Origin of the sequence: Deinococcus rubellus, assembly GCF_025244745.1 — a bacterium.
Classification (GTDB): Bacteria; Deinococcota; Deinococci; order Deinococcales; family Deinococcaceae; genus Deinococcus; species Deinococcus rubellus.
This window is the reverse complement of sequence record NZ_CP104213.1, coordinates 252,034-270,992: the sequence shown is the minus strand read 5'-3', so window position 1 is coordinate 270,992 and position 18,959 is coordinate 252,034. Positions and strand designations below refer to the sequence as shown.

The 18,959-nt window shown below is 66.3% G+C and carries 18 protein-coding genes; 11 read left to right on the top strand and 7 right to left on the bottom strand.

The features are described from left to right. The first annotated feature begins 100 nt into the window (after positions 1 to 100). Positions 101 to 715, top strand: coding sequence for a biotin transporter BioY (locus N0D28_RS01475; RefSeq protein WP_260560644.1), 615 nt, complete (start codon positions 101 to 103; stop codon positions 713 to 715). A gap of 204 nt (positions 716 to 919) precedes the next feature. Here the strand turns inward: N0D28_RS01475 and N0D28_RS01470 are convergent, their stop codons facing one another. From N0D28_RS01470 to N0D28_RS01460, 3 genes are read right to left on the bottom strand one after another with little or no spacing between them, the layout of a single operon-like run. Further along, on the bottom strand, positions 920 to 1,576 hold the full coding sequence (locus N0D28_RS01470; RefSeq protein ID WP_260560643.1) for a phosphoribosylanthranilate isomerase: 657 nt from the start codon (positions 1,574 to 1,576) through the stop codon (positions 920 to 922). Positions 1,577 to 1,627: 51 nt separating this feature from the next. Next, positions 1,628 to 2,581, bottom strand: coding sequence for a DNA polymerase III delta subunit-related protein (locus N0D28_RS01465; RefSeq protein ID WP_312846426.1), 954 nt, complete (start codon positions 2,579 to 2,581; stop codon positions 1,628 to 1,630). A 34-nt stretch (positions 2,582 to 2,615) separates the two neighbouring features. Then, the gene (locus N0D28_RS01460) at positions 2,616 to 3,365 is read right to left on the bottom strand and encodes a metallophosphoesterase family protein (RefSeq protein WP_260560642.1); all 750 of its coding nucleotides are present in this window, start codon (positions 3,363 to 3,365) and stop codon (positions 2,616 to 2,618) included. Positions 3,366 to 3,476: 111 nt separating this feature from the next. Between N0D28_RS01460 and N0D28_RS01455 the strand changes: the two genes are divergently transcribed. Together N0D28_RS01455 and hemW are read left to right on the top strand one after the other, a co-directional pair. Next, the gene (locus N0D28_RS01455) at positions 3,477 to 4,028 is read left to right on the top strand and encodes a hypothetical protein (protein WP_260560641.1); all 552 of its coding nucleotides are present in this window, start codon (positions 3,477 to 3,479) and stop codon (positions 4,026 to 4,028) included. 62 nt (positions 4,029 to 4,090) lie between these two features. Beyond that, positions 4,091 to 5,263: a radical SAM family heme chaperone HemW gene (gene hemW / locus N0D28_RS01450; RefSeq protein ID WP_260560640.1), complete on the top strand. Its 1,173-nt coding sequence runs from the start codon at positions 4,091 to 4,093 to the stop codon at positions 5,261 to 5,263. A 139-nt stretch (positions 5,264 to 5,402) separates the two neighbouring features. On the opposite strand, the gene cutA is transcribed toward hemW, so the two are convergent. Beyond that, positions 5,403 to 5,717 carry a divalent-cation tolerance protein CutA gene (cutA, locus tag N0D28_RS01445; protein WP_260560639.1) on the bottom strand — a complete coding sequence of 105 codons (315 nt, stop codon included), beginning with the start codon at positions 5,715 to 5,717 and terminating at the stop codon, positions 5,403 to 5,405. A 59-nt stretch (positions 5,718 to 5,776) separates the two neighbouring features. After that, entirely contained in the window at positions 5,777 to 6,289 is a 513-nt protein-coding gene (locus N0D28_RS01440; protein WP_260560638.1) for a macro domain-containing protein, read from the bottom strand. A gap of 371 nt (positions 6,290 to 6,660) precedes the next feature. Here N0D28_RS01440 and N0D28_RS01435 point away from each other — a divergent pair, with 371 nt between their 5' ends. From N0D28_RS01435 to N0D28_RS01420, 4 genes are all read left to right on the top strand, one after another. Beyond that, complete coding sequence (locus N0D28_RS01435; RefSeq protein ID WP_260560637.1) at positions 6,661 to 7,572, top strand: ROK family protein; 912 nt, start codon at positions 6,661 to 6,663, stop codon at positions 7,570 to 7,572. Positions 7,573 to 8,317: 745 nt separating this feature from the next. Beyond that, positions 8,318 to 8,596, top strand: a complete 279-nt coding sequence (locus N0D28_RS01430; RefSeq protein ID WP_312846425.1) for a cold-shock protein — start codon at positions 8,318 to 8,320, stop codon at positions 8,594 to 8,596. Between the two features lie 125 nt (positions 8,597 to 8,721). Further along, on the top strand, positions 8,722 to 9,564 hold the full coding sequence (locus N0D28_RS01425; RefSeq protein WP_260560636.1) for an HAD hydrolase family protein: 843 nt from the start codon (positions 8,722 to 8,724) through the stop codon (positions 9,562 to 9,564). A gap of 57 nt (positions 9,565 to 9,621) precedes the next feature. Further along, positions 9,622 to 11,058 (top strand): CbiX/SirB N-terminal domain-containing protein, encoded by a 1,437-nt coding sequence (locus N0D28_RS01420; protein WP_260560635.1) that lies wholly within the window; start codon positions 9,622 to 9,624, stop codon positions 11,056 to 11,058. A gap of 82 nt (positions 11,059 to 11,140) precedes the next feature. Here N0D28_RS01420 and alaS read toward each other — a convergent pair whose 3' ends face one another. Further along, the gene (alaS, locus tag N0D28_RS01415) at positions 11,141 to 14,020 is read right to left on the bottom strand and encodes an alanine--tRNA ligase (protein WP_260560634.1); all 2,880 of its coding nucleotides are present in this window, start codon (positions 14,018 to 14,020) and stop codon (positions 11,141 to 11,143) included. 599 nt (positions 14,021 to 14,619) lie between these two features. On the opposite strand from alaS, the gene N0D28_RS01410 reads away from it, so the two are divergent. From N0D28_RS01410 to ahbA, 4 genes are all read left to right on the top strand, one after another. Further along, positions 14,620 to 15,684 (top strand): PP2C family protein-serine/threonine phosphatase, encoded by a 1,065-nt coding sequence (locus N0D28_RS01410; RefSeq protein ID WP_260560633.1) that lies wholly within the window; start codon positions 14,620 to 14,622, stop codon positions 15,682 to 15,684. A 111-nt stretch (positions 15,685 to 15,795) separates the two neighbouring features. After that, positions 15,796 to 16,164: a RidA family protein gene (locus N0D28_RS01405; protein WP_260560632.1), complete on the top strand. Its 369-nt coding sequence runs from the start codon at positions 15,796 to 15,798 to the stop codon at positions 16,162 to 16,164. A gap of 94 nt (positions 16,165 to 16,258) precedes the next feature. Next, the gene (locus N0D28_RS01400; RefSeq protein ID WP_260560631.1) at positions 16,259 to 16,726 is read left to right on the top strand and encodes an Rrf2 family transcriptional regulator; all 468 of its coding nucleotides are present in this window, start codon (positions 16,259 to 16,261) and stop codon (positions 16,724 to 16,726) included. Positions 16,727 to 16,804: 78 nt separating this feature from the next. Then, complete coding sequence (gene ahbA / locus N0D28_RS01395; protein ID WP_260560630.1) at positions 16,805 to 17,890, top strand: siroheme decarboxylase subunit alpha; 1,086 nt, start codon at positions 16,805 to 16,807, stop codon at positions 17,888 to 17,890. A 22-nt stretch (positions 17,891 to 17,912) separates the two neighbouring features. Here the strand turns inward: ahbA and N0D28_RS01390 are convergent, their stop codons facing one another. Continuing rightward, positions 17,913 to 18,956: an alpha/beta hydrolase gene (locus N0D28_RS01390; RefSeq protein ID WP_260560629.1), complete on the bottom strand. Its 1,044-nt coding sequence runs from the start codon at positions 18,954 to 18,956 to the stop codon at positions 17,913 to 17,915. Positions 18,957 to 18,959: the final 3 nt, after the last annotated feature.

Below are 18,959 nucleotides of genomic sequence, written 5' to 3'. Positions count from 1 at the left end.
CGGACAAATGCTCTAGACTCATGCACCTCGGCCCCTTCCCAACGACGTTTCACAAGCGCAAGTACAAGTCGCTGCCCACCTTCGCGGCAAAGGAACTCCCATGACCCAGTCTTCCGGCCAGCCCCTGCACCTCACCCTCGCCCGCGCCCTCAGCGCCCCGGCCAAAGCCCAGTCCAGCCTGCTCCGCACCGTGGCGCTGGTCGTGGGCGGCGCGGCGCTGGTGGCCGTCTGCGCCCAGATCAGCGTGCCGATGTTCCCGGTGCCGCTCACCCTGCAAACGCTGGCAGTGCTGCTGGTGGGGGCTGCGCTGGGCAGCCGCCAGGGAGCCGCTGCGCTGCTGACTTATCTGGCGGCGGGCGCGGCGGGACTGCCGGTCTTCGCGGGCGGCGTCGGTTCGCTGCTCAGCGTCAAAACTGGCAATCTGACTCCCACCCTCGGCTACCTGCTCGGCTTCGTGCTGGCTGCCGGGCTGGTCGGCTGGCTGGTCGAGCGCTTCGCCGCTGACCGCACGCCTTGGGGCATGGCGGCGGCGATGCTGGTCGGCAACGCGGTGATCTACGCCGTCGGGCTGCCGGTGCTGGGTGCGCTGACTGGTCTGCACGGTCAGGCGTTGCTCGGCGCGGGCCTGATCCCCTTTCTGCCCGGCGACCTGATCAAGCTGGCGCTGGCCGCCGCGCTGCTACCGGGGGTCTGGGCGCTGCTGCGCCGCCGCTGACCCCCAACCCATATCAATAAGGTTCAAAGTTATCCACAGGCTTTTCCACAGGGTCTGTGGATAACTTGTGGATAACCTGTTTGAGGGCCACCGGGCCAGGAGCGGCCTAGGCCGTCTCAGACGCGATGGAGCAGGCTTTTTGAGGTGCTCTGGAACCTTCCAAAGTTATCCACAGTGAAACGGCAAACTGTGGATAACTTTTGTTTAACAGCCCACCGCTCCTGGTTTTGCTGCGTCCAGACGCGCATCGGCCTGCTGTGCGGCGGCCACGAAAGCCCATACCCGCGCCGGGTCCTTGATCCCAGGCCACTGTTCCAGGGCGCTCACCGCGTCTACCCCGGCGGGATGAAGGGCGCTGATCGCCTGCGCCACGTTGTGTGGTCCCAGCCCACCCGCCAGCCACCCGCCCGCTGGAAAGTGCGGCGCGAGTGCGGCCCAGTCGAGCGGCTGCCCACTGCCCGGTTGCGGCGCGTCGAGCATCAAGGTGACGTGGGGCGGCAGCGGCGCTTCAAAGTGATAGGTCAGTGTTTGCGGCGAAACCACCCGCAGGACCGGATAGAACCCGGCCAGTTCCGCGAGTTCGGGGCCTGAAAATTCTCCGTGAACCTGAACTGCGGACACGCGGGCCGCGTCTGCCAGCTGCAGTACCTCGGCCACGCTCTGATTTAGAAAGACCCCGACCCGGCCCACTCCCGGTCCCACTGACAGCGAGATCTCGCGGGCCAGCGCAGGTGCAACGAGCCGCTTGCTGACCGGCGCAAAGATCAGGCCAACGGCGTCCGCGCCCGCCTCGGCAGCGTTTAGCGCGTCGCCAAGGGTGGTGGTGCCACAGATTTTGACGAGGGTCCGGCCTGAAGGCATGGGCCAGAGGGTAGCATGCTGCGGCGGGATGGGTGGCCTGCGTTGACCGTCTCAGCCCGCTTCTCCGAAGGCGTCGCGCAGCGTCAGGGCAAACACCTGAAAACTCAGGCCCGGATTGGCGTAGGCTTCCAGCGCTTCTTGCAGGGCTTCGAGCGCCGTGTCGGCGGCGGCCCGCACCGTGCCCGGTTCGTCTCTCCAGACGAAGCGCAGCGCTTCCGGGTGCAGTGCGGGCGAGAAGGTCTTTTCCAGGGCGGCAGCGGCTTCCAGCGCGGGCCACAGCCCTTCTTGCAGCGCTCCGGTGAGCTGGCGGGCGTCGTTCAGAGCGGTCCGCACGGCGTCCAGATCGCTCAGCAGTCCGGCGCGTCCGGCGGCGAAGGCCAGCAGCGCCCCGTCTCCAGGCTGGTGCCCATCAGTCAGCAGCCGCGCCAGCTCGGTGTCTGGCACGGGCGGCACGTTCAGGCGGCTGGCGCGGCTGACCAGGGTGGGAATCACCGAGCGCAGGTCCTCGGCCAGCAAGACGAACAGGGCGCGGTGCGGCGGCTCCTCGATGAGTTTGAGCAGTGCGTTGGCGGCCTCGGGGTTGAGATGCTCGGCTCCGTCGATGATCACAGTGCGCCGCCGGTAGGTGGGCCGCACTTCCAGGAACTCGTAGACGTGCTGCTCGTAGTCCTTGCCCTGGTCGCGGGCTGAGAGCACCGCGCCGATGGGGATGATCTTGCGCCGCGCCGCCTTGCCGGTGCTGGTGACGGTGCGGGCCGAGAGAACCAGCACGTCGGGATGGACGCCCAGCGCTGCCGCCCGGCACGAGGCGCACTCGCCGCAGGGCAGTGGACCGTCCGGGTGGGCGCAGTTGTGCCGGGCGGCCAGCACCGTCGCCAGCGCCCGCTTGCCCACCCGCGCCGGGCCGGTCAGCAGCCAGGCGTTGCTCTGCGGCAGCGCGAGTTGCGCCATCAAAGCGGCGTGGCTCGCGGGCAGGTGCGGCAGGTCGGGCCGGATCAGGGTCACGGCGCGCAGGCCTCTGGACGCTTCATAGGTGGCCTCATTTGCCCAGCAGCAGCCGTGCGCCCAGCACTTCCGGCAGTCCGGCCAGGTTCACGTCGCGCTGCACCTGGGCCATGTCGTAGTTGACCCTGAATACCTGGAAGTGCCCGCGCGTGCTGTCGTAGACGGCGTAACTGGCCTGTGGGTTGCCGTCGCGCGGCTGGCCCACCGAGCCGGGGTTGAGAATGACCCGCGCTCCCGGCGGCACCATATAGCTGCCGCCCTGCACGAATGCCTGGTGCTTGACCCACTCGCCCACCGGGGCATTCAGCGTGGCATAGACCGCCGGGTGGTGGGTGTGGCCCACGAAGGCCAGCCGCCCGTGCCACCCGGCGAACGCCTCGCGGGCCGCCGTCACCGAGTCGGTGTAGTCGTCCAGGCTGGTGGGGGTGCCGTGGCGGTAGCGCGCGCCGATGCTCTGGTCGTCGATGCCGTCGCGCCAGCTCCGCACCCAGGCCAGGTCGCGGTCCGACAGGCGCTCCAGTTGCCACGCCAGCGCCTGCGAGACGATGCTCACGCGCATATTCAGGCCGTCGGCACGGTCCAGGAGCATCTGGTCGTGGTTGCCCATCAGGCAGGTCGCGTCGAGGTTGCGTAGGGCGCTCAGCACCTCGCGCGGGTGCGGGCCGTAGCCCAGCGCGTCGCCCAGATGCACGACCTGACTGTAGTTGCGCGCCTGGGCGTCCGCCAGGACAGCTTCGAGCGCGGTGAAATTGGCGTGAATATCAGAAAGCAGCAGCAGCCGCACGCAGGCATGATAGCGGCAAGTCTGCCCTCAGGCAGCCCGCTGTCCGCACAGCTCTCCAAACTGCCTCGCCCGACCCCTCACTGGCCTGCTGCGCCCGCTATGCTGGGCAGCGTGCCGAGCAACGTTTCCTCTCTCCATTTGCCCGCTCCGCCGCAGGTCTGGAGCGACGTGTACGGGGCGCTGCACGCCCGCTATGCCGCCCGCGCCGGGAATCATGCCTGGCTCGTCGCTGCCGCCCCCGAAACGGCTGGGGCCGCCGCCGAGGCCCTGGCGCTGTGGCTGGCGGGTGAGGGGGGGCGGCTCAAGGGCCACCTCGAACTGCTCGTCCACGGGACCCTGCTGCCGCTGGAGCGCACGCTCCGCGGGCAGCCGTTCAGCGGTGTGCTGGTGGTGGGCGGGGCGCTGGCGGGCGGCCCCGCCTTGCAGTGGCCCGAGCGGACTGTGACTGCTGCGAGCGGCCTGAGCTACCGCGAGGGTGGCCCCCTTCCGGCCTGGCGAGCGGCCACGCTTCTGAGCGGTGTGACCCGGCAGGGTGAGAGCGCTGCCGCCAGCCTCTGCGCCGCCCTCAGCGTGCCGGTGCTGGTGTGCGAACCGCCGCAACTGGGCGAGGCGCTGCTCAGCCTGGCCGGGCGGGTACCGCAGGGACTGGCACTGATCGGCTGAGAGGCCGCTGTGACCCGGTCGTCCTCACGGTTGCCCCGCGCCGCTGCCCCTAGACTGCCCGCGTGAGTGCGTTCCCCCCCTCCGTTCTGCCGCCAGCATTGCCGACTGAGGTTGGGCCGGTCCGGCATCTCTACGTGCATGTTCCGTTCTGTCCCAGCATCTGCCCCTACTGCGACTTCCACGTGCTGACGCGCCGCAGCGGGCAGGTGGAGGCGTATCTGGACCAGTTGGAGCGCGAGGCGGCAATGCTGGCGGCAAACTATGCCACTGACCTGGACACGGTCTACCTCGGCGGCGGCACCCCCAGCTTCCTGCGGGACGACGAGCTGGCCCGCCTGACCCAGACGATCCGGCGTCACCTCGGCTGGGGCAAAATCGAGAACACCCTGGAAGTCAACCCCGGTACCGTCAGCGCGGCGCGGGCGCGGCACTGGCGCTCACTCGGCTTTGACCGGGCCTCGGTGGGTGTCCAGAGCCTGGACGACGCCACCCTCAAGTTCCTGGGCCGCCAGCACGACGCCGAGCAGGCCCGGCAGGCGGTCCGGCAGCTCACCTCGGCGGGCTTGCGGGTCAGCGGCGACCTGATCACGGCGGTGGCGGGGCAGCCGCTGGAAAGCGACATCGCCGGACTGATCGAGCTGGGGGTGAATCACATCAGCGCCTACACCCTGACCATCGAGCCGGGCACGCCGTTTGCCCGCCGGGGCGTCACGGTGGCCGAGGACGACGAACGCGCGGGGTTCGAGCGCACCGCCGAGTTGCTGGGAGCGGCGGGCTTCGGGCGCTACGAGATCAGCAACTACGCCCGCTCCGGCGAGCACTCACGTCACAACAGCGCCTACTGGCAAAACCGCTTTTATCTGGGTCTGGGACCGGGCGCGGCGGGTCACTACCCGAGCCGTGATCCGCAGCTCAAAGCCGAGCGCCGCACCAACCCGCACCTGCACGACTGGCTGGCCCACGATTTCGCCTCGGGCCTCGCCGGGGAGGCGGAGGCGATTGACGCCGAGGAGCACGTCACCGACGCCCTGTTCATGGGTCTGCGGACCCGCGCCGGAGTCAATCTGACCGAGCTGTCGCGTGCCAGCGGCATCGCGGTGGGCGAGCGCTACGCCGGACCGCTGCAACGCAATCTGGTGGCGGGCCTGCTGATGCGCGAGGGCGAGCAGTTGCGCGCCACCGAGCAGGGCTGGTGGCTGCTCAACAAGGTGCTGGCCGACTTCGTGAACGGTTGATAGCCACTGAAGCTCAGCCCTAGCCGAAGCTGGGCGGAGCGAGAATAAGAAGGTCTCGGCTGACGGCGATAAAGACCTATGTTGGAAAAACACCGACATAGGTTGATCTCAGAGCAAGTTGGGATGAAGCTGTTTCAGTTCAGGACAGACTGAGGCTGCCGTTGAGCCAGCGCAGAAACTCCGGCGAGGCCCGGTCCACCGGCAGCGCCACGATCTCCGGCACCTCGTAGGGGTGGTGCTCCTTGATGAATCGCTCCAGCTCCGGGTAGCGCTCACCGTTGGTCTTGATCAGCAGCAGGGTTTCGGGTTCCTCGGCCACCTCGCCGCCCCAGCGGTAAACCGTCTGCACGCCGGGCAGCATATTCACGCAGCCAGCCAGCCGGTGTTCGACCAGTCCCCGCGCCAGTTCTGCGGCCCCAGCGGGCGGCACCGTGACCATCACGACTAAAGACATGCCGCACAGTCTAGACGATTGGGAAGCGGCTGAGCGCGCATCACCGTCCATTTGGCTGCTCAGTACCGGTCCAGCACCTGCTGCGCCGCGCTCAGGGCGGCCCGGTCAAACAGCACCAGCCGGACATGCAATTCGGGGTGCGCCGCCAGATAAACCTGGATCGTGCCGACAGCAACGTCCAGCGCTGCGGCCAGCGGATAGCCGTAGACGCCGGTGCTGATGGCCGGAAACGAGACGCTGCGGCAGCCCGCCTCGCTCGCCAGTTCCAGGGCGCGGTGGTAGGCTCCGGCCAGCCGCGCTGCCTCGCCCTGCCCGCCACCACGCCAGATCGGCCCCACCGCATGAATGACGTGCTTCACGCCCTGTCCGGAGAGATTGAAAGCGGGCGTGATCACCGCGCTGCCGGTGGGCGTGCTGCCGATGACCCGGATGGCCCCGAGCAGTTCGGGACCTGCTGCCCGGTGAATCACGCCGTCCACGCCGCCGCCGCCCGCAAGCTGCGCGTTGGCCGCCGTGACCAGAGCGCAGCTCGTCTCGGCGGCGATGTCGCCCTGCACCAGTTCAAGTGGCATGCTGGCAGAATAGAAGGCGGGGTGGGCTGCATGCTGAGAACCGAACAACATTCCCTCGCCTCCACACTCATTGTTTTGGCCGCCACCCAGCCGCATGGCATCTTGCCCTGACCCTGGAGGAGCGCCCTCCCAGGGCTGTGGATGCAGACTTCCGTCCGCATTTCAGTGCATGAATTTGACTTCGCCCGCATACTGCGCTATAGTTTTCCTATCAATAAAACGACACCCGCCCTTGAGGCGGATTTTTTATGTCCTGCATCCAACTCCAAGCTCCAGGTCTGACTTTCGGGTCTGGGTGTTCTCCTGGCTGAGTCCTCCTCTGGCCTGGACAGCCCGGACCGGCAGCGTCCGGCAGATGCTGTAATGGGGCCGTGTCTTCACCTTCCCACTTTCCTGCCCTGCTTGCCCTGGACATCGGCGGCACGTCTATGCGGGCGGCCCTGCTTCACGGCGGCCAGTTGACCCGGCGCGTGGAGGCCCGCACCCCCAAGCCCAGCACGCCGGACGCGGTGATCGCCGCCGCTCTTGAACTGGCCGCGCCGCTGGCCATCCAGGCCGCCGCTGTGGGGGTGGCCTGCGCTGGTGCTGTTGCCGGTGGGCGCGTTACCGCCACCGCCGTCCACACCTTTCCTGGCTGGACCGACATTGCCCTGGCCGAGCAGCTCTCGGCGGGCTTCTCGCTGCCCTGCGCGGCGCTCAACGACGCCCGCGCCGCCGCCTGGGGCGAGTACGTGGCAGGAGCGGGGCGCGGCGCGAGCGAGTTCATGTTCGTCACTGTCAGCACCGGGGTCGGCGCGGGGCTGGTCTTGGGCCATCAGCTTCACCTCGCGGCCAACGGGCTGGACGCCGAACTCGGCTTCGTCAGCGTCCCTGCCGAGTGGACCGCCGGAACAGCTGTGCCGCCGCTGGGCGACCTGGGGCCGCTGGAATTCGAGACGAGCGGCACCGCGCTGGGCCTGCAGGCCCGCAGCCTGAATCTGCCTGATGCCCGCGCCCTGGCCGACGCTGCCGAGGCTGGAAACGAGACAGCCGACACCGTCTACCGCCGCTCCGCCGCGCTGATTGCCTGGAAGGCGGCCGATGTCGCCGCGCTGCTGGGCGTCACCAGGGTGGCGCTGGGCGGTAGCGTGGGATTGCGGGAAGGCTACCTGGCGCGGGTTCGGGAGAGCCTGGCCCGCTTTCCGCCGCGTTACCAGCCGCAGGTCACTCACGCCGAGCTGGGCGCGGATGCCGGGCTGATCGGTGCAGGGCTGTGGGCCGGGCGCTCAGAGCAAACGCTGTAAGACCTGCACGTCCAGCGCGTCTCTACCGTGTAGCGGTCCGCTGAAAAAGGCCGAGACGATCGCTTTTATGGCAATCAGGGCGGCAGATGTCGGGCGGCGGACCGGCTTGCCTTCCAGCTCAGGCCCGTGTTCAGTCAGCAGATCGGCGGGCCAGAGTGGAGCCGCGCCTGGTCGGTTGGGAGTTCGTCCGCCCGTCAGCCAGGTGCAGACGCCCGCTTCGGCAGAGGCAGGCAGGAGAGAGAGGGATTCTGGGGGGCAGCTGAACAGCATCTGGCGGCGCGGCGTGGCATCCCGCATATCGGCAACTGGACAAGTTCAATACTCCTGAAATTCATTGTGCTGGACGGACAGTTCTCTATCTGATTGGTAGTGGGGAGGGCCGATCATGGAGCGCGCTCAAGTTGCATGGGTCACGTTCTGGCTGCTGCAGCCGTGCCCTGACTCTGAAGGCGAATCGAAGAAACGCCCTCCCAGCGCCGTATATTCAGACTTCCGTCGCTCATTTCGGTGCATAAAGTTGACTTCGGCTGAATCGCCCTTTATACTTGAGGGGAACGACGCCCCACAAAAGGGTGTTTTTTTTGGTTTCGATGACACCAAAAGGTCCACTTTGTAGGCCAGTCTGCAATGCGAAGGCGGCTGAAAAGGGACACTATGGATGTTCCAGGTTCGCCAAAGGTCGAGGTCGCGCACTCTGGTCAACGAACAAGCGCGCGGTTTTACCTGGAATGACTCAAGGAGAAGTATGGCTGCAGGACGAGTAAAGTGGTTTAACGCGGAAAAAGGTTTCGGTTTCATTGAGTGCGAAGGTCAGCCTGACGTGTTCGCGCACTACAGCGCCATCAAGGCGACGGGCTTTCGCAAGCTCAACGAAGGCGACGAAGTCGAGTTCGACATCGAACCCGGTAAGAATGGTCGTGGCCCCCAGGCCGCCAACATCGCCGTCACGAAGGCTGCCCCCGAGAGTGACCGTGGTGGTAGTAGCTTCGCGCGTAGCAGCGGTGGCGGCAACAACCGCTGGTAAGCGCTTCAACCTAAATCACCTTCATCAACAGGCGGCAAGAGACTTTCGGGTCTCTGCCGTTTTTTTGTGCCGCCGATTTTTGTCCTGGGATGAACAGGCATGACGCTGCTGGGTTAAGTTAAAGCATGTCCCTGCCTCCCCACCGCCCCCAACTGCTCGCCTTCGACCTTGACGGCACCCTCATTCTGGAAGCCAGCCTCACTGTTCCGGCGGCGACCATCAGCGCTCTGGCGAGGCTGCGCCGCCTGGGTGTTCAGGCCGCCATCGTGACCGGGCGCGATCAGCCGCCCCCCGGCGTGCTGGAAGCTGCCCGGCCCGTGGCGGTGGCGACCAGCAACGGCGGGCATATCACGATTGGCGGCCAGGTGCACACCGAACTGCGCTTCAGCGAGGCTGAACTCGCCGCTGTGCTCGGGCATCAACTCGGCAATGCCCGCGTGATCGCCTTTACCCACCGCGCCATCTATGTGGACGTGCCGCCCGGTGTGGCCGCGCCCGAGTGGCTGGCCCGGCGCGAACATTTTCCGCTGAGCGAGGCCCCGGCGGGTGAAGTGATCAAAGTGGGGTTCTACCACGCCGAGGTGGCGAGCTGGCGCGACGAACTGCGTGGCGGCGGTTTCGGCCATCTGGTCTTTACCGGCGCGCAGCCGCCCTACCCTGAATTTCTGACGGTGACGCCCAGCGGGGCCGACAAGGGCGCGGCCCTGAGCGTGATTGCCCAGCAGCTCGGGGTGCCGATGGAGCGTGTCACGGCCTTCGGTGACAGCGACAACGACGAGGCGATGCTGGCGCTGGCGGGCCGGGCGGTGCAGGTGGGGCGGTTGCCGCTGCTGGTCCCCTACGCCCATGAGCAGGTCGAGCGCCCTGAGGTGCTGGGAGAGTACCTGCACGCCCTGGCCGATGGGCTGGAAGCGGATGATCCGGCGCGCGACTCCCTGGAAAAAACGGCCAGCGGACAGGACAAATAACCCAAACCCCCGCCGATCTCACAGGACGCGCGTTGTCTGGGCGCTAGATTCGGGGCTATGCGTTCTCTGGTGCTCATCGGTCACGGCTCCCACCTCAACCCCGAATCGTCGGCGGCGGTTTACGCCTACGCCGATCTGCTACGCCAGCGCGGCCTCTTCGACGAGGTGGTGGAAGGCTACTGGAAAGAGGAGCCGTCGCTGCGCCAGGTCCTGAAGACGGTGCGCTACACCGATGTCACCGTCATCCCGATGTTCATCAGTGAGGGCTATTTCACCGAGACGGTCATTCCGCGCGAGCTGGGACTGGGCCATCAGGGGCCGGTGCCGCCGCAGGGCGTGGCCCGCGTGATCGGTGGGCGCACCGTGCGCTACACCCTGCCCTACGGGGTGCATCCTCGCATGAGCGAGGTCATTCTGGCCCGCGCCCGCGAGGCCTACCCGGCCATCAATGCCGACGATACCGCCCTGATCGTGCTGGGACACGGCACCACCCGCAACGAGAACAGCAGCAAGATCGTCCACCAGAACGCCGAGAGATTGCGGGAAGGCGGCGAGTTCGCCGAGGTTCACACCTTCTTTCTGGACCAGGAACCCAAGGTGGTGGGCTGGCGGCAGCAGGTGAAGGCCAAAAATGTGGTGCTGGTGCCGTTCTTCGCCTCCGAGGGCTGGCACACCCTGGAAACCATTCCCGAGGACATCGGCCTGACTGGCGAGGTCACGGTGTTTGAATCTGATCTGGAAGCTGAGCCGGGCAGCCAGCCGGACTACGCCCAGACGGTGTACTACAGCAAGCCGGTGGGCACCCACCCGGCCATCGCGGAAGTGATCATACAACTGGCCGAGGACGCCCACGGGGCCAGTGCCCAGGGCGACGTCGAGCGCGGCCACCAGGAGGCCTGGAACGCCCTGCTGCAACTGGCCAGCGACACCCTGCGGCTGGGCGAGGTGATCGTGCGCCCGGTGGAGGGCATGTTCGAGCTGCGCCATGCGCTCGACGAGGGCAAGGCCAACGAGGGCCTGAGAACGGTGGTCACGCCGGAGGGTGTGGGCGAGCAGGTGCGCTTGGATGAGCGCGGGGAGTACCGCCCGGTGCATACCTTGCGGAGCCTGGCGCGCGGCTGGCGGGCAGTGCTATGCGAGCGCGACCTGCCGCGTGCGCTTCACCTGCTGTATCCGGCGGTGGTCGAGGAGAGCTACGCCCACCACCACCATGCCCTGCGCTGCACCCCCTGGGCCGCCACTGCCCGGCGGCAGACCGGCATCTATGCCAAGGTGCAGAAAGCCACCCCGCAGCAGGTCGAGTCCGTGTCGAATGACGTGTGCGGCGGCTGCCTCAAGACCCGCCTGTGGGCCGGTGAAGCCTTGCATCAGACTTTTTTCAGCGGCGTGCCAGGGGGGATTCCATGCGCCGAAGCCTGCACTTTGCTGGTCGCCGAGATGCGCGAGGAAGTCACCGGCAAGCGCGGTCAGGGTGCGGTGGCCGCGCACGACTGAAGTGCCGGGCTGAGGGGTTTGAATGCCAGAGGGTCCAGAGGAACGGTTCCTCCCTGGACCCTTCATTAATGATTGGGCGTCCCTAGAACGCGCCTTCCAGTGCGCCCAGCGCTGCTTCCGGGTCCTGCACACCGGCCTGGGCCATATCGGGCCGCCCGCCGCCCTTGCCGCCGCCCGCCGCTGCCAGCTTGCCGATGAGCTGGCCTGCGTGTGCGCCGCGTGCTACGGCGTCCTTGCTGGCCTTGACGACCAGGCCCTTGTCCCCGGCGACAATCGCCAGATCAGCCCCGCTCTTGTCCAGCAGGTTGTCCGCCGCGCCGCGCAGTTCGCCTGCCTCAATACCGCTCAAGCGGGCCGTCGCCACCTTGAAGCCGCCGAGTTCGCGGGTCTGGGTGCCGCCGCTGGCCTCGCCGCCCATCTGGGCCTGAGTCAGTTGGCGGCGCACCTGCACTGTTTCCTGCTGGGCCGCTTTGAGCTGGGCCTGAAGCTGAACCACCCGGTCCGGCAACTGCTCCAGACTGGTGTTGAGCGTGCCTGCTGCCCGGCCCGCTGCTGCGAGGCGTTCACGTGCCCAGCGCACGGCCAGCTCGCCCGTCAGCGCCTCGATGCGCCGCACGCCCGCCGCCACGTTCTCGTCGTTCACGATCACGAACGCGCCGATGTCGCCGGTGCGCTCCACGTGTGCGCCGCCGCAGAGTTCCAGGCTGGTGATGGTCGCGCCCCTGTAGGGCACGCTGCCCTCCACGCTGACCATCCGCACCACGTCACCGTATTTCTCGCCGAACAAGGCCATCGCACCCGCTGCCCGCGCCTCGGCAATCGGCAACTCGCGCCAGGTCACAGGAAAGTTGGCCGTCACCCAGCGGTTGACCAGACTTTCCACCTGCAAGAGTTCGTCGGCGCTCATGGCCGCGCTGTGCGAGAAGTCGAAACGCAGGCGTTCGGGGGCCACCAGCGAGCCTTTCTGCGCCACGCCGCTGCCCAGTACGGCCCGCAAGGCGGCGTGCAGCAGGTGGGTGGCGGTGTGGTGGCGCTCGGTGGCCTGGCGCTCTGGATTGACGTGCGCCTGCACTTCCTGGCCCACTGTCAATTCGCCGGTCTCTACCTGAACCCGGTGGAGAAACACGCCCTGGGCGGTCTTGTGGGTGTCGAGCACCCTGGCCTCACCGCCTTCCCACTCCAGTCGCCCGGTGTCGCCCACCTCGCCGCCGCCCTCGGCATACAGCGGGGTGCGGTCCAGGATGACCTGCGCCTCGCTGCCGGCGCTCAGGTGGCCCAGGCTCTCGCCGCCCAGCACGATGGCCTGCACCATGCCCGCTGCCTCAAGCTGCCCGTAGCCGACAAACTCGGTGGGGGAGAGGTCCGAAAGCGCTTCGTCGGCCCCGCCGAACAGCTCGGACTTGCCGTACTTGCTGCCCGCCCGCGCCAACTCCTGATCCTCGGCCAGCGCCTTGTCGAAGCCTGCCTCATCAATCGAAACGCCGTACTCCTCGGCAATTTCGCGGGTGAGGTCAATGGGGAAGCCGTAGGTGCCGTAGAGGGTGAAGGCTTCGCTACCTGCAAGCGTCAGCTTTAATCCAACGGGTAGTTGCTCAACCTGTTTTCCTGTTGGCCCAAAAGCGTTATAGCCGCCGACTAGACCGTCTTTAACTTGATTCTGTCCAAATCCTACTGCTTGCCCTGCGCTATCGCCAATCTGAGAACCAAACCGTGTCGCAACAAAATCTGATGCATCAGCATGGCCTGACGATAAAACGATTGATGCCAGAGTGGTGTTTAGTCTCTGAATTCCGTTCTCAAGCGTCCTCAAGAACCGTTCTTCCTCGCCCTGAATAGCCTTCTCAATGCGGCTCTGATTCTCCCTGAGTTCGGGATACGCCTCACCCATGCTCTCCACGACCAGCGGCACCAATTTGTAAATGCTCGCTTCGCGCAGGCCCAGCAGGTAAGCGTGACGGCTGGCGCGGCGCAGAATCTTGCGGATGACGTAGCCGCGCCCGGTGTTGCTCAGCGTCACGCCGTCGGCCACCGTCATGCTCACGGCACGAATGTGCTCGGCCACCACCCGGTGCGACACGCTCTGCTCGCCCTCGTAGGGCTTGCCCGACAGTTCGGCGATCTTGTCGATCAGCGGCAGAAACACGTCGTTGCTGTAGAAGTCCGGCACGTTCTGCACCACGCTGGCGACGCGCTCCAGGCCCATGCCGGTGTCGATGTTCTTGAAGGGCAGGTCGCTCAAGGTCGGTGTGCCGCCCGGCCCCGGTTCCTGGCGGTCATACTGCGGAAACACCAGGTTCCAGACTTCCAGAAAGCGGGCGCTCTCACGGGTCTGGTAGTAATCAGCCCAGGTGTCGTCGCCGTAGTCCGGCCCCCGGTCATAGTAGATCTCGCTGCACGGCCCGCACGGTCCGTTTGGCCCCTTCATGGGCGCGTCAGCGGGCCAGAAGTTCTCGTCGGCCCCGAAGCGGTGAATGTGGTCGGCGCTCAGTCCGATGTCCTGCGTCCAGTAACCAAACGCCTCGTCATCGTCCTCGTAGATGGTGACGTACATCTGCCCGGCGTTCATCCCCATCCATTCGCTGCCGGTCAGAAATTCCCAGGCCCAGGCAATCGCCTCGCGCTTGAAGTAATCGCCAAACGAGAAGTTGCCCATCATCTCGAACAGACTCAGGTGTCGGCGGGTGCGGCCCACGTTCTCGATGTCGCCCACCCGGATGCACTTTTGGGCGGTGGTCACGCGCTTGCTCTCGCCCTGCTCGAAGCGGGCCGCTGCGCCCATGAACTGCGGCTTGAACGGCTGCATCCCCGCCACCGTAAAGAGGGTGGTCGGGTCGGGGGCGACGGTGGGGTGCGAGGGCAGTCTCAGGTGACCCTTGGATTCGAAAAAGTGCAGAAACCTGTCGCGGATCTGGGCCGTCGAAAGGGGTGTGCCAGAGGTCTGGCCGGGGGTCTGGGCAGTCATAATCGCCAGTATAGCGGCGGCCCTCAGCCGCGCCGTGCAGCAGGTGACGGTCAGCATGGGGGCCGAAAATGGGGGGCAGACAAACGGAAGACTGAGAGCGACGCCAATCCAGGTCACACACGCCGCACATCAAAAATCAGAATTCTGAAAGGTTTGCCGTCTCATAATGTGCTTCGGCCGCCCAAACATGAAGCAAATGAGACTGCTCAGGTGGCTGCTGAGGCTCCTTCACTTCCGATACCAGGCAATTAAGCCGTGATTCAGCTCTCGAATGGCTTCAGGTTTAGCCTTCAAGCCTAAGTCAGTCATTCTGTCAAAATCCTGACAAACGGTTTTTGCCCACCCACCCGCTCTCCACTGGCTCCGCTGCGGTCCTCATACACTCAAATTGCACCGACAGCTGGACGCTTTAGCTCTGTTTCATTTGTCATTCATCTGACCATGTGGATATTTTACGGCGAGGCAACCCTACTTTCTGTCAGACTGCCGGTCCATCCCGCTTACGCCAGGTCACACTCCGCCCCGTTTTCGAACAACGTCAGCACCAAAGGAGGGAAAGGATGGCCATTTCGCACTCGCCGCCGATTTATACTGAGTCCATGCGACGCAGTGGGGCCTCGCCGCTTCTCTCCGGCCTGCTGACCGATACCGGGCGTCAGCGGAGCGTCAATGAGGACGCGGGGCTGGCGGTGGAATTGGCTCGGGGCGGCCTCTATGCGGTGGCCGACGGCATGGGCGGGCATGCGGCGGGTGAACTGGCGGCCAACCTGGCGCTCGACGCCCTGGGCAGCACCTTCTTGCAGGGCAAAGGCCGCAAGCGGCCCCCCGAACGCCTGGCCGAGGCGGTGCAGGCGGCCAATATGGAGGTCATGCGCCACGCGGTGGGCGAGTACGTGGGCATGGGCACGACCCTAGTGGCGCTGGCGATTGACCGGGGCGCGGCCATTCTGGCGCACGTGGGCGACTCGCGGGCCTACTTGCTGCGCGGCGGCGAACTCACCCGGCTGACCGAGGACCATTCCTGGGTGGCCGAGCAGGTGCGCCTGGGCAACCTGACTGAAGCTGAGGCCCGCGACCACCAGTGGCGCAGCGTGGTCAGCAATGCCCTGGGCGGCGAGGAACGGGTGCGGCTCGAACTCTACGGCTTTCCCCTCAAGCGCGGGGACCGGCTGCTGCTGTGCAGCGACGGCCTGAGCGGTGTGGTCGAGGAGCAGGATCTGCGGGTGATGCTGGGCTGGCGGCTGCCGCCGGAACTGACCGCCCAGCGCCTGATCGACGCGGCCAACGCCCTGGGCGGCCCCGACAACGTGACCGCCGTGATCGTGGATGTGGGCGCGCAGCAGCCGCTACCGGGCTACGGTCTGCCGCCGCGCCAGAGCGACGGTCCGATTTATGTGGACGTGCTGCTGGGCCTGCGCCGGGGCAGCAGTCCGGCGATGTACCTGACGCTGGCGCTGGTGTACTTCGCCCTGATGGGTGCGCTGCTTTTTCAGGAGGAACGCAGCCTGATTCTGCTGGTGACGGCTGTGCTGCTGCTGGGCCTGCTCGGCTGGGTGGTGCGCCGCAACCGCCTCAAACTCAACCAGGCGCTCCCGGCGGCGCTCAGACTGGGCAGCGCGCCGCGTCAGCCGAAATCTCCCCCGGACCGCCAGAATCTGAACTGACCGCATCTGAACTGACGGCGCTTGAAGAGGCGGCTGCTAGACTCACTGAATGAGTGACCAACCCCAGCCTGATGCGGTCCAGTCCAGTGCAATGCAGACCCCCAGAAAACGGTGATTGCCACTGCCGAAGCGCCCGCCGCCATCGGCCCCTACAGCCAGGCCGTGCGTTTCGGCAACCTGATGATCACCAGCGGCCAGATTCCGCTGACGCCGGGCGGCGATCTGGTGGCAGGCGGCATCACCGAGCAGACCCGGCAGGTGCTCGACAACCTGGCGGCGCTGCTGCGGGCGGCGGGCAGCGACTTCGCGGGCGTGGTCAAGACCACCGTGTTCCTGAGCGACATGAATCACTTTGCCGAGATGAATACCGTCTACGCCGAATATTTTGTTCAGCCTTATCCGGCCCGCTCGACGGTGCAGGTGGCAAGACTGCCCCGCGACGTGCTGGTCGAGATCGAGGTGATGGTTCAGTTCGCCTGACTCCTCACCACTTGACTCCTCACCACTCGACTGCGCCGCGCTTGACTTCTCACTGAGCCTGTAAGTAACATGCTGACATGTCGGGGAGTCTTTCATGACGGTGTCGAGCCGCTTCGCGGTGGCCTCGCACGTGCTGGCGCTGCTGAGTGTCCACGCGGGCCAGGTTCACGGCGGGGAGGCGCAGAGTTCGGAGAAGCTGGCGTGCAGCGTCGGCGTCAACCCGGTGATCGTGCGCGGCGTCAGCAGTATGCTGCGCCGGGCCGGACTGGTCTGCTCGCGCCAGGGCGTCACCGGCCTGAATCTGGCCCGCCCGGCGAGCGAGATCAGCTTGCTGGAAATTTACCGCGCGGTGCAGCCGCCCGAGCGTCTGATCGCCCTGCACGAGCATCCCAGTCAGGAGTGTGCGGTGGGGCGGCATATTCAGGAGGTGCTCGGTGCGGTGTGCAGCGAGGCGCAGGCGGCTCTGGAGGCCAGGCTGGCGCGTACCAGTCTGGCCGAACTGGCTGAGGAACTGACGGCCCGTGCTGACGCTGAGTCGCCGCTGAGCCTGTCGCCTGCCTGAACGGTCAGTCAAGGCGAGGCAGCGAAAACAGGGTCTGGCAGGACGTTTTACTGGCCTCGGCGGTGCTAGCCTGGGGACATGACCGCCACCAATCTGACCCCGGCGCAGGGCAACCAGCCTGCCGCCCCCTCGGCGCGTGAACTGCTGCTCAACCGCATCCAGAAAGACATCCCCATCGTGCAGCGTCCCTACGCCGTGCTGGCGCAGGAGGTCGGGCTGAGCGAGCAGGAAGCGCTCAGTATTCTGCGCGAGGTCAAGGTCGAGGGGGTGCTGCGTCAAGTCAGCGCCATTTTCGACACCCGCACGCTGGGCTACCAGTCGAGCCTGGTGGCTGCCGTTCACGACGCCGAGCAACTCGATGCGGGGGCCGAGATCGTCAGCCAGCACCCCGGTGTCAGCCACAACTACCGGCGCAATCACGATTTCAACCTGTGGTACACCATCGCCGTGCCGCCGGAGAGCGACCTGGAAGCCCACGTGCAGCGCCTCCACGAGCTGTCGGGCGCGAAGCTGACCCGCTTGATGCCCACGCTGCACCTCTACAAGATCGGCGTGGAATTCGACATGACCGGCAGGGAAGCCTGGAACGCCAAGAGTAAGCCCCAGTACACCAGCGCCCAGCGCAACATCGGCTACGTCGTGACCGACACCGACAAGCGCTTTGTGGTGGAATTCCAGAAAGACCTGCCGATCACCGAGGAACCTTACGCGGCGGCCTGTGCGGCGCTGGGCATGACCATTGCCGAGGTGGCCGCCCACGCCGAGAAGATGAAGGCGGCGGGGGCGCTGCGGCGGGTCAGCGCGGTGTTCAAGCATCAGTCGGCGGGCTTTACCTTCAACGCGATGGGCGTGTGGGCTGTGCCGCAGGATCAGGTGGCCGAGATCGGACAGGCGATGGCCAGCTTCAAGGCCGTCTCGCACTGCTACCTGCGCCCCACCTACCCCGAGTGGCCCTACACCATTTTCACGATGGTGCATGGCCGCAGCAAGGAGGAGGCGTTCGGTAAAATTCAGGCCATCAACGACGAGGTGGCCCCCTTCGAATACGACATCCTGTATTCGACCAGGGAGTACAAGAAGGTCCGTCTGGAGTTCTACAAGCCGGAGTTCTACGCGTGGGAGCAGGCGCAGCACCTGACGCCTCAGACGGCAGCCCAACTTTGATTGGCCCAGTCCTGACCGGTTCTTAAAACTTTGTCCCGCCCTGGCGCTCCTGCATGTACAGCAGTGCTTCGGGCAGGGCGTTTTGCCAGGTGACCCAGTTGTGGCCGCTGGGGTACTCTCGGTATTGGTGGGGCACGCCGAGGTCTTGCAGCGCGGCGGCCATCCGGCGGTTGGGAGAAAGCAGCCATTCCAGGGTGCCGGTGTCCAAACTGATCTTGAGGGTCGTGGGTGGCCTGAGCTGGAGCTGCTCGCGTAGCCACTCGCCTGCCGTGGTGGTGTCGATCTGCGGGCCGTGCCTGCCCTGCGGCGAGGCGATGAAGGCCCCGCTGTGGCTGACCACCCGTCCGAACACGTCGGGATGCTGCCAGGCGGTGGAGAGGCTGATCAGGCCGCCCAGCGACGCGCCCCACAGCCCGCGCCCCCCGGCCTCGCGGCTGACCGGGAAGCGGACCTCGACCTGCGGCAGCACTTCCTGAAGCAGAAAGTCGAAGTAGCGGTCGTTGAGGTAGTACTCGGCGTTGCGGTCCAGCGGCTCCACGAAGACCAGCACCGCCGGGTCGATCAGGTTATGCGCCAGCGCCCGGTCGAGCAGTTCACCCAGCCTGCCGGTGCGGTAAAAGGCCACGCCGTCCTGCACGTAGTACACCGGGTAGGTCTGGGCCAAGTCGTAATTCGGCGGGGTGTAGACATAGCCTCGGCGCTTGCCGGGAAACACCTCGCCGTCCCAGGCCAGCCGGTGCGCCTCGCCGCGCTGCGAGGGGCTAGCGGGCGCGTCTCCCTGCCACAGCCAGTGGCGCGGATACTCGCCCACCTCGGCGGCGCGAGGATAATTCCACCAGGGATTGAGCGACCTCTGCGGGTTGTCGGGGTCGGCAAAGGGTTGACCGTCCTCGCCCAGCCAGGCGTACTCTACCCACGCCCCGCGCGGCAGCGTCAGCGTCATGGGCTGGCCGCCGATGACCGGCAGTGGCGCTTGTTTGATCCAGTCGGTGAAATCGCCCAGCAGCGCGGTTGCGCCTGTGGGCGGGGTGAAGGTGACCCGGGTGCCTGCAACGGAAACGGCCATACC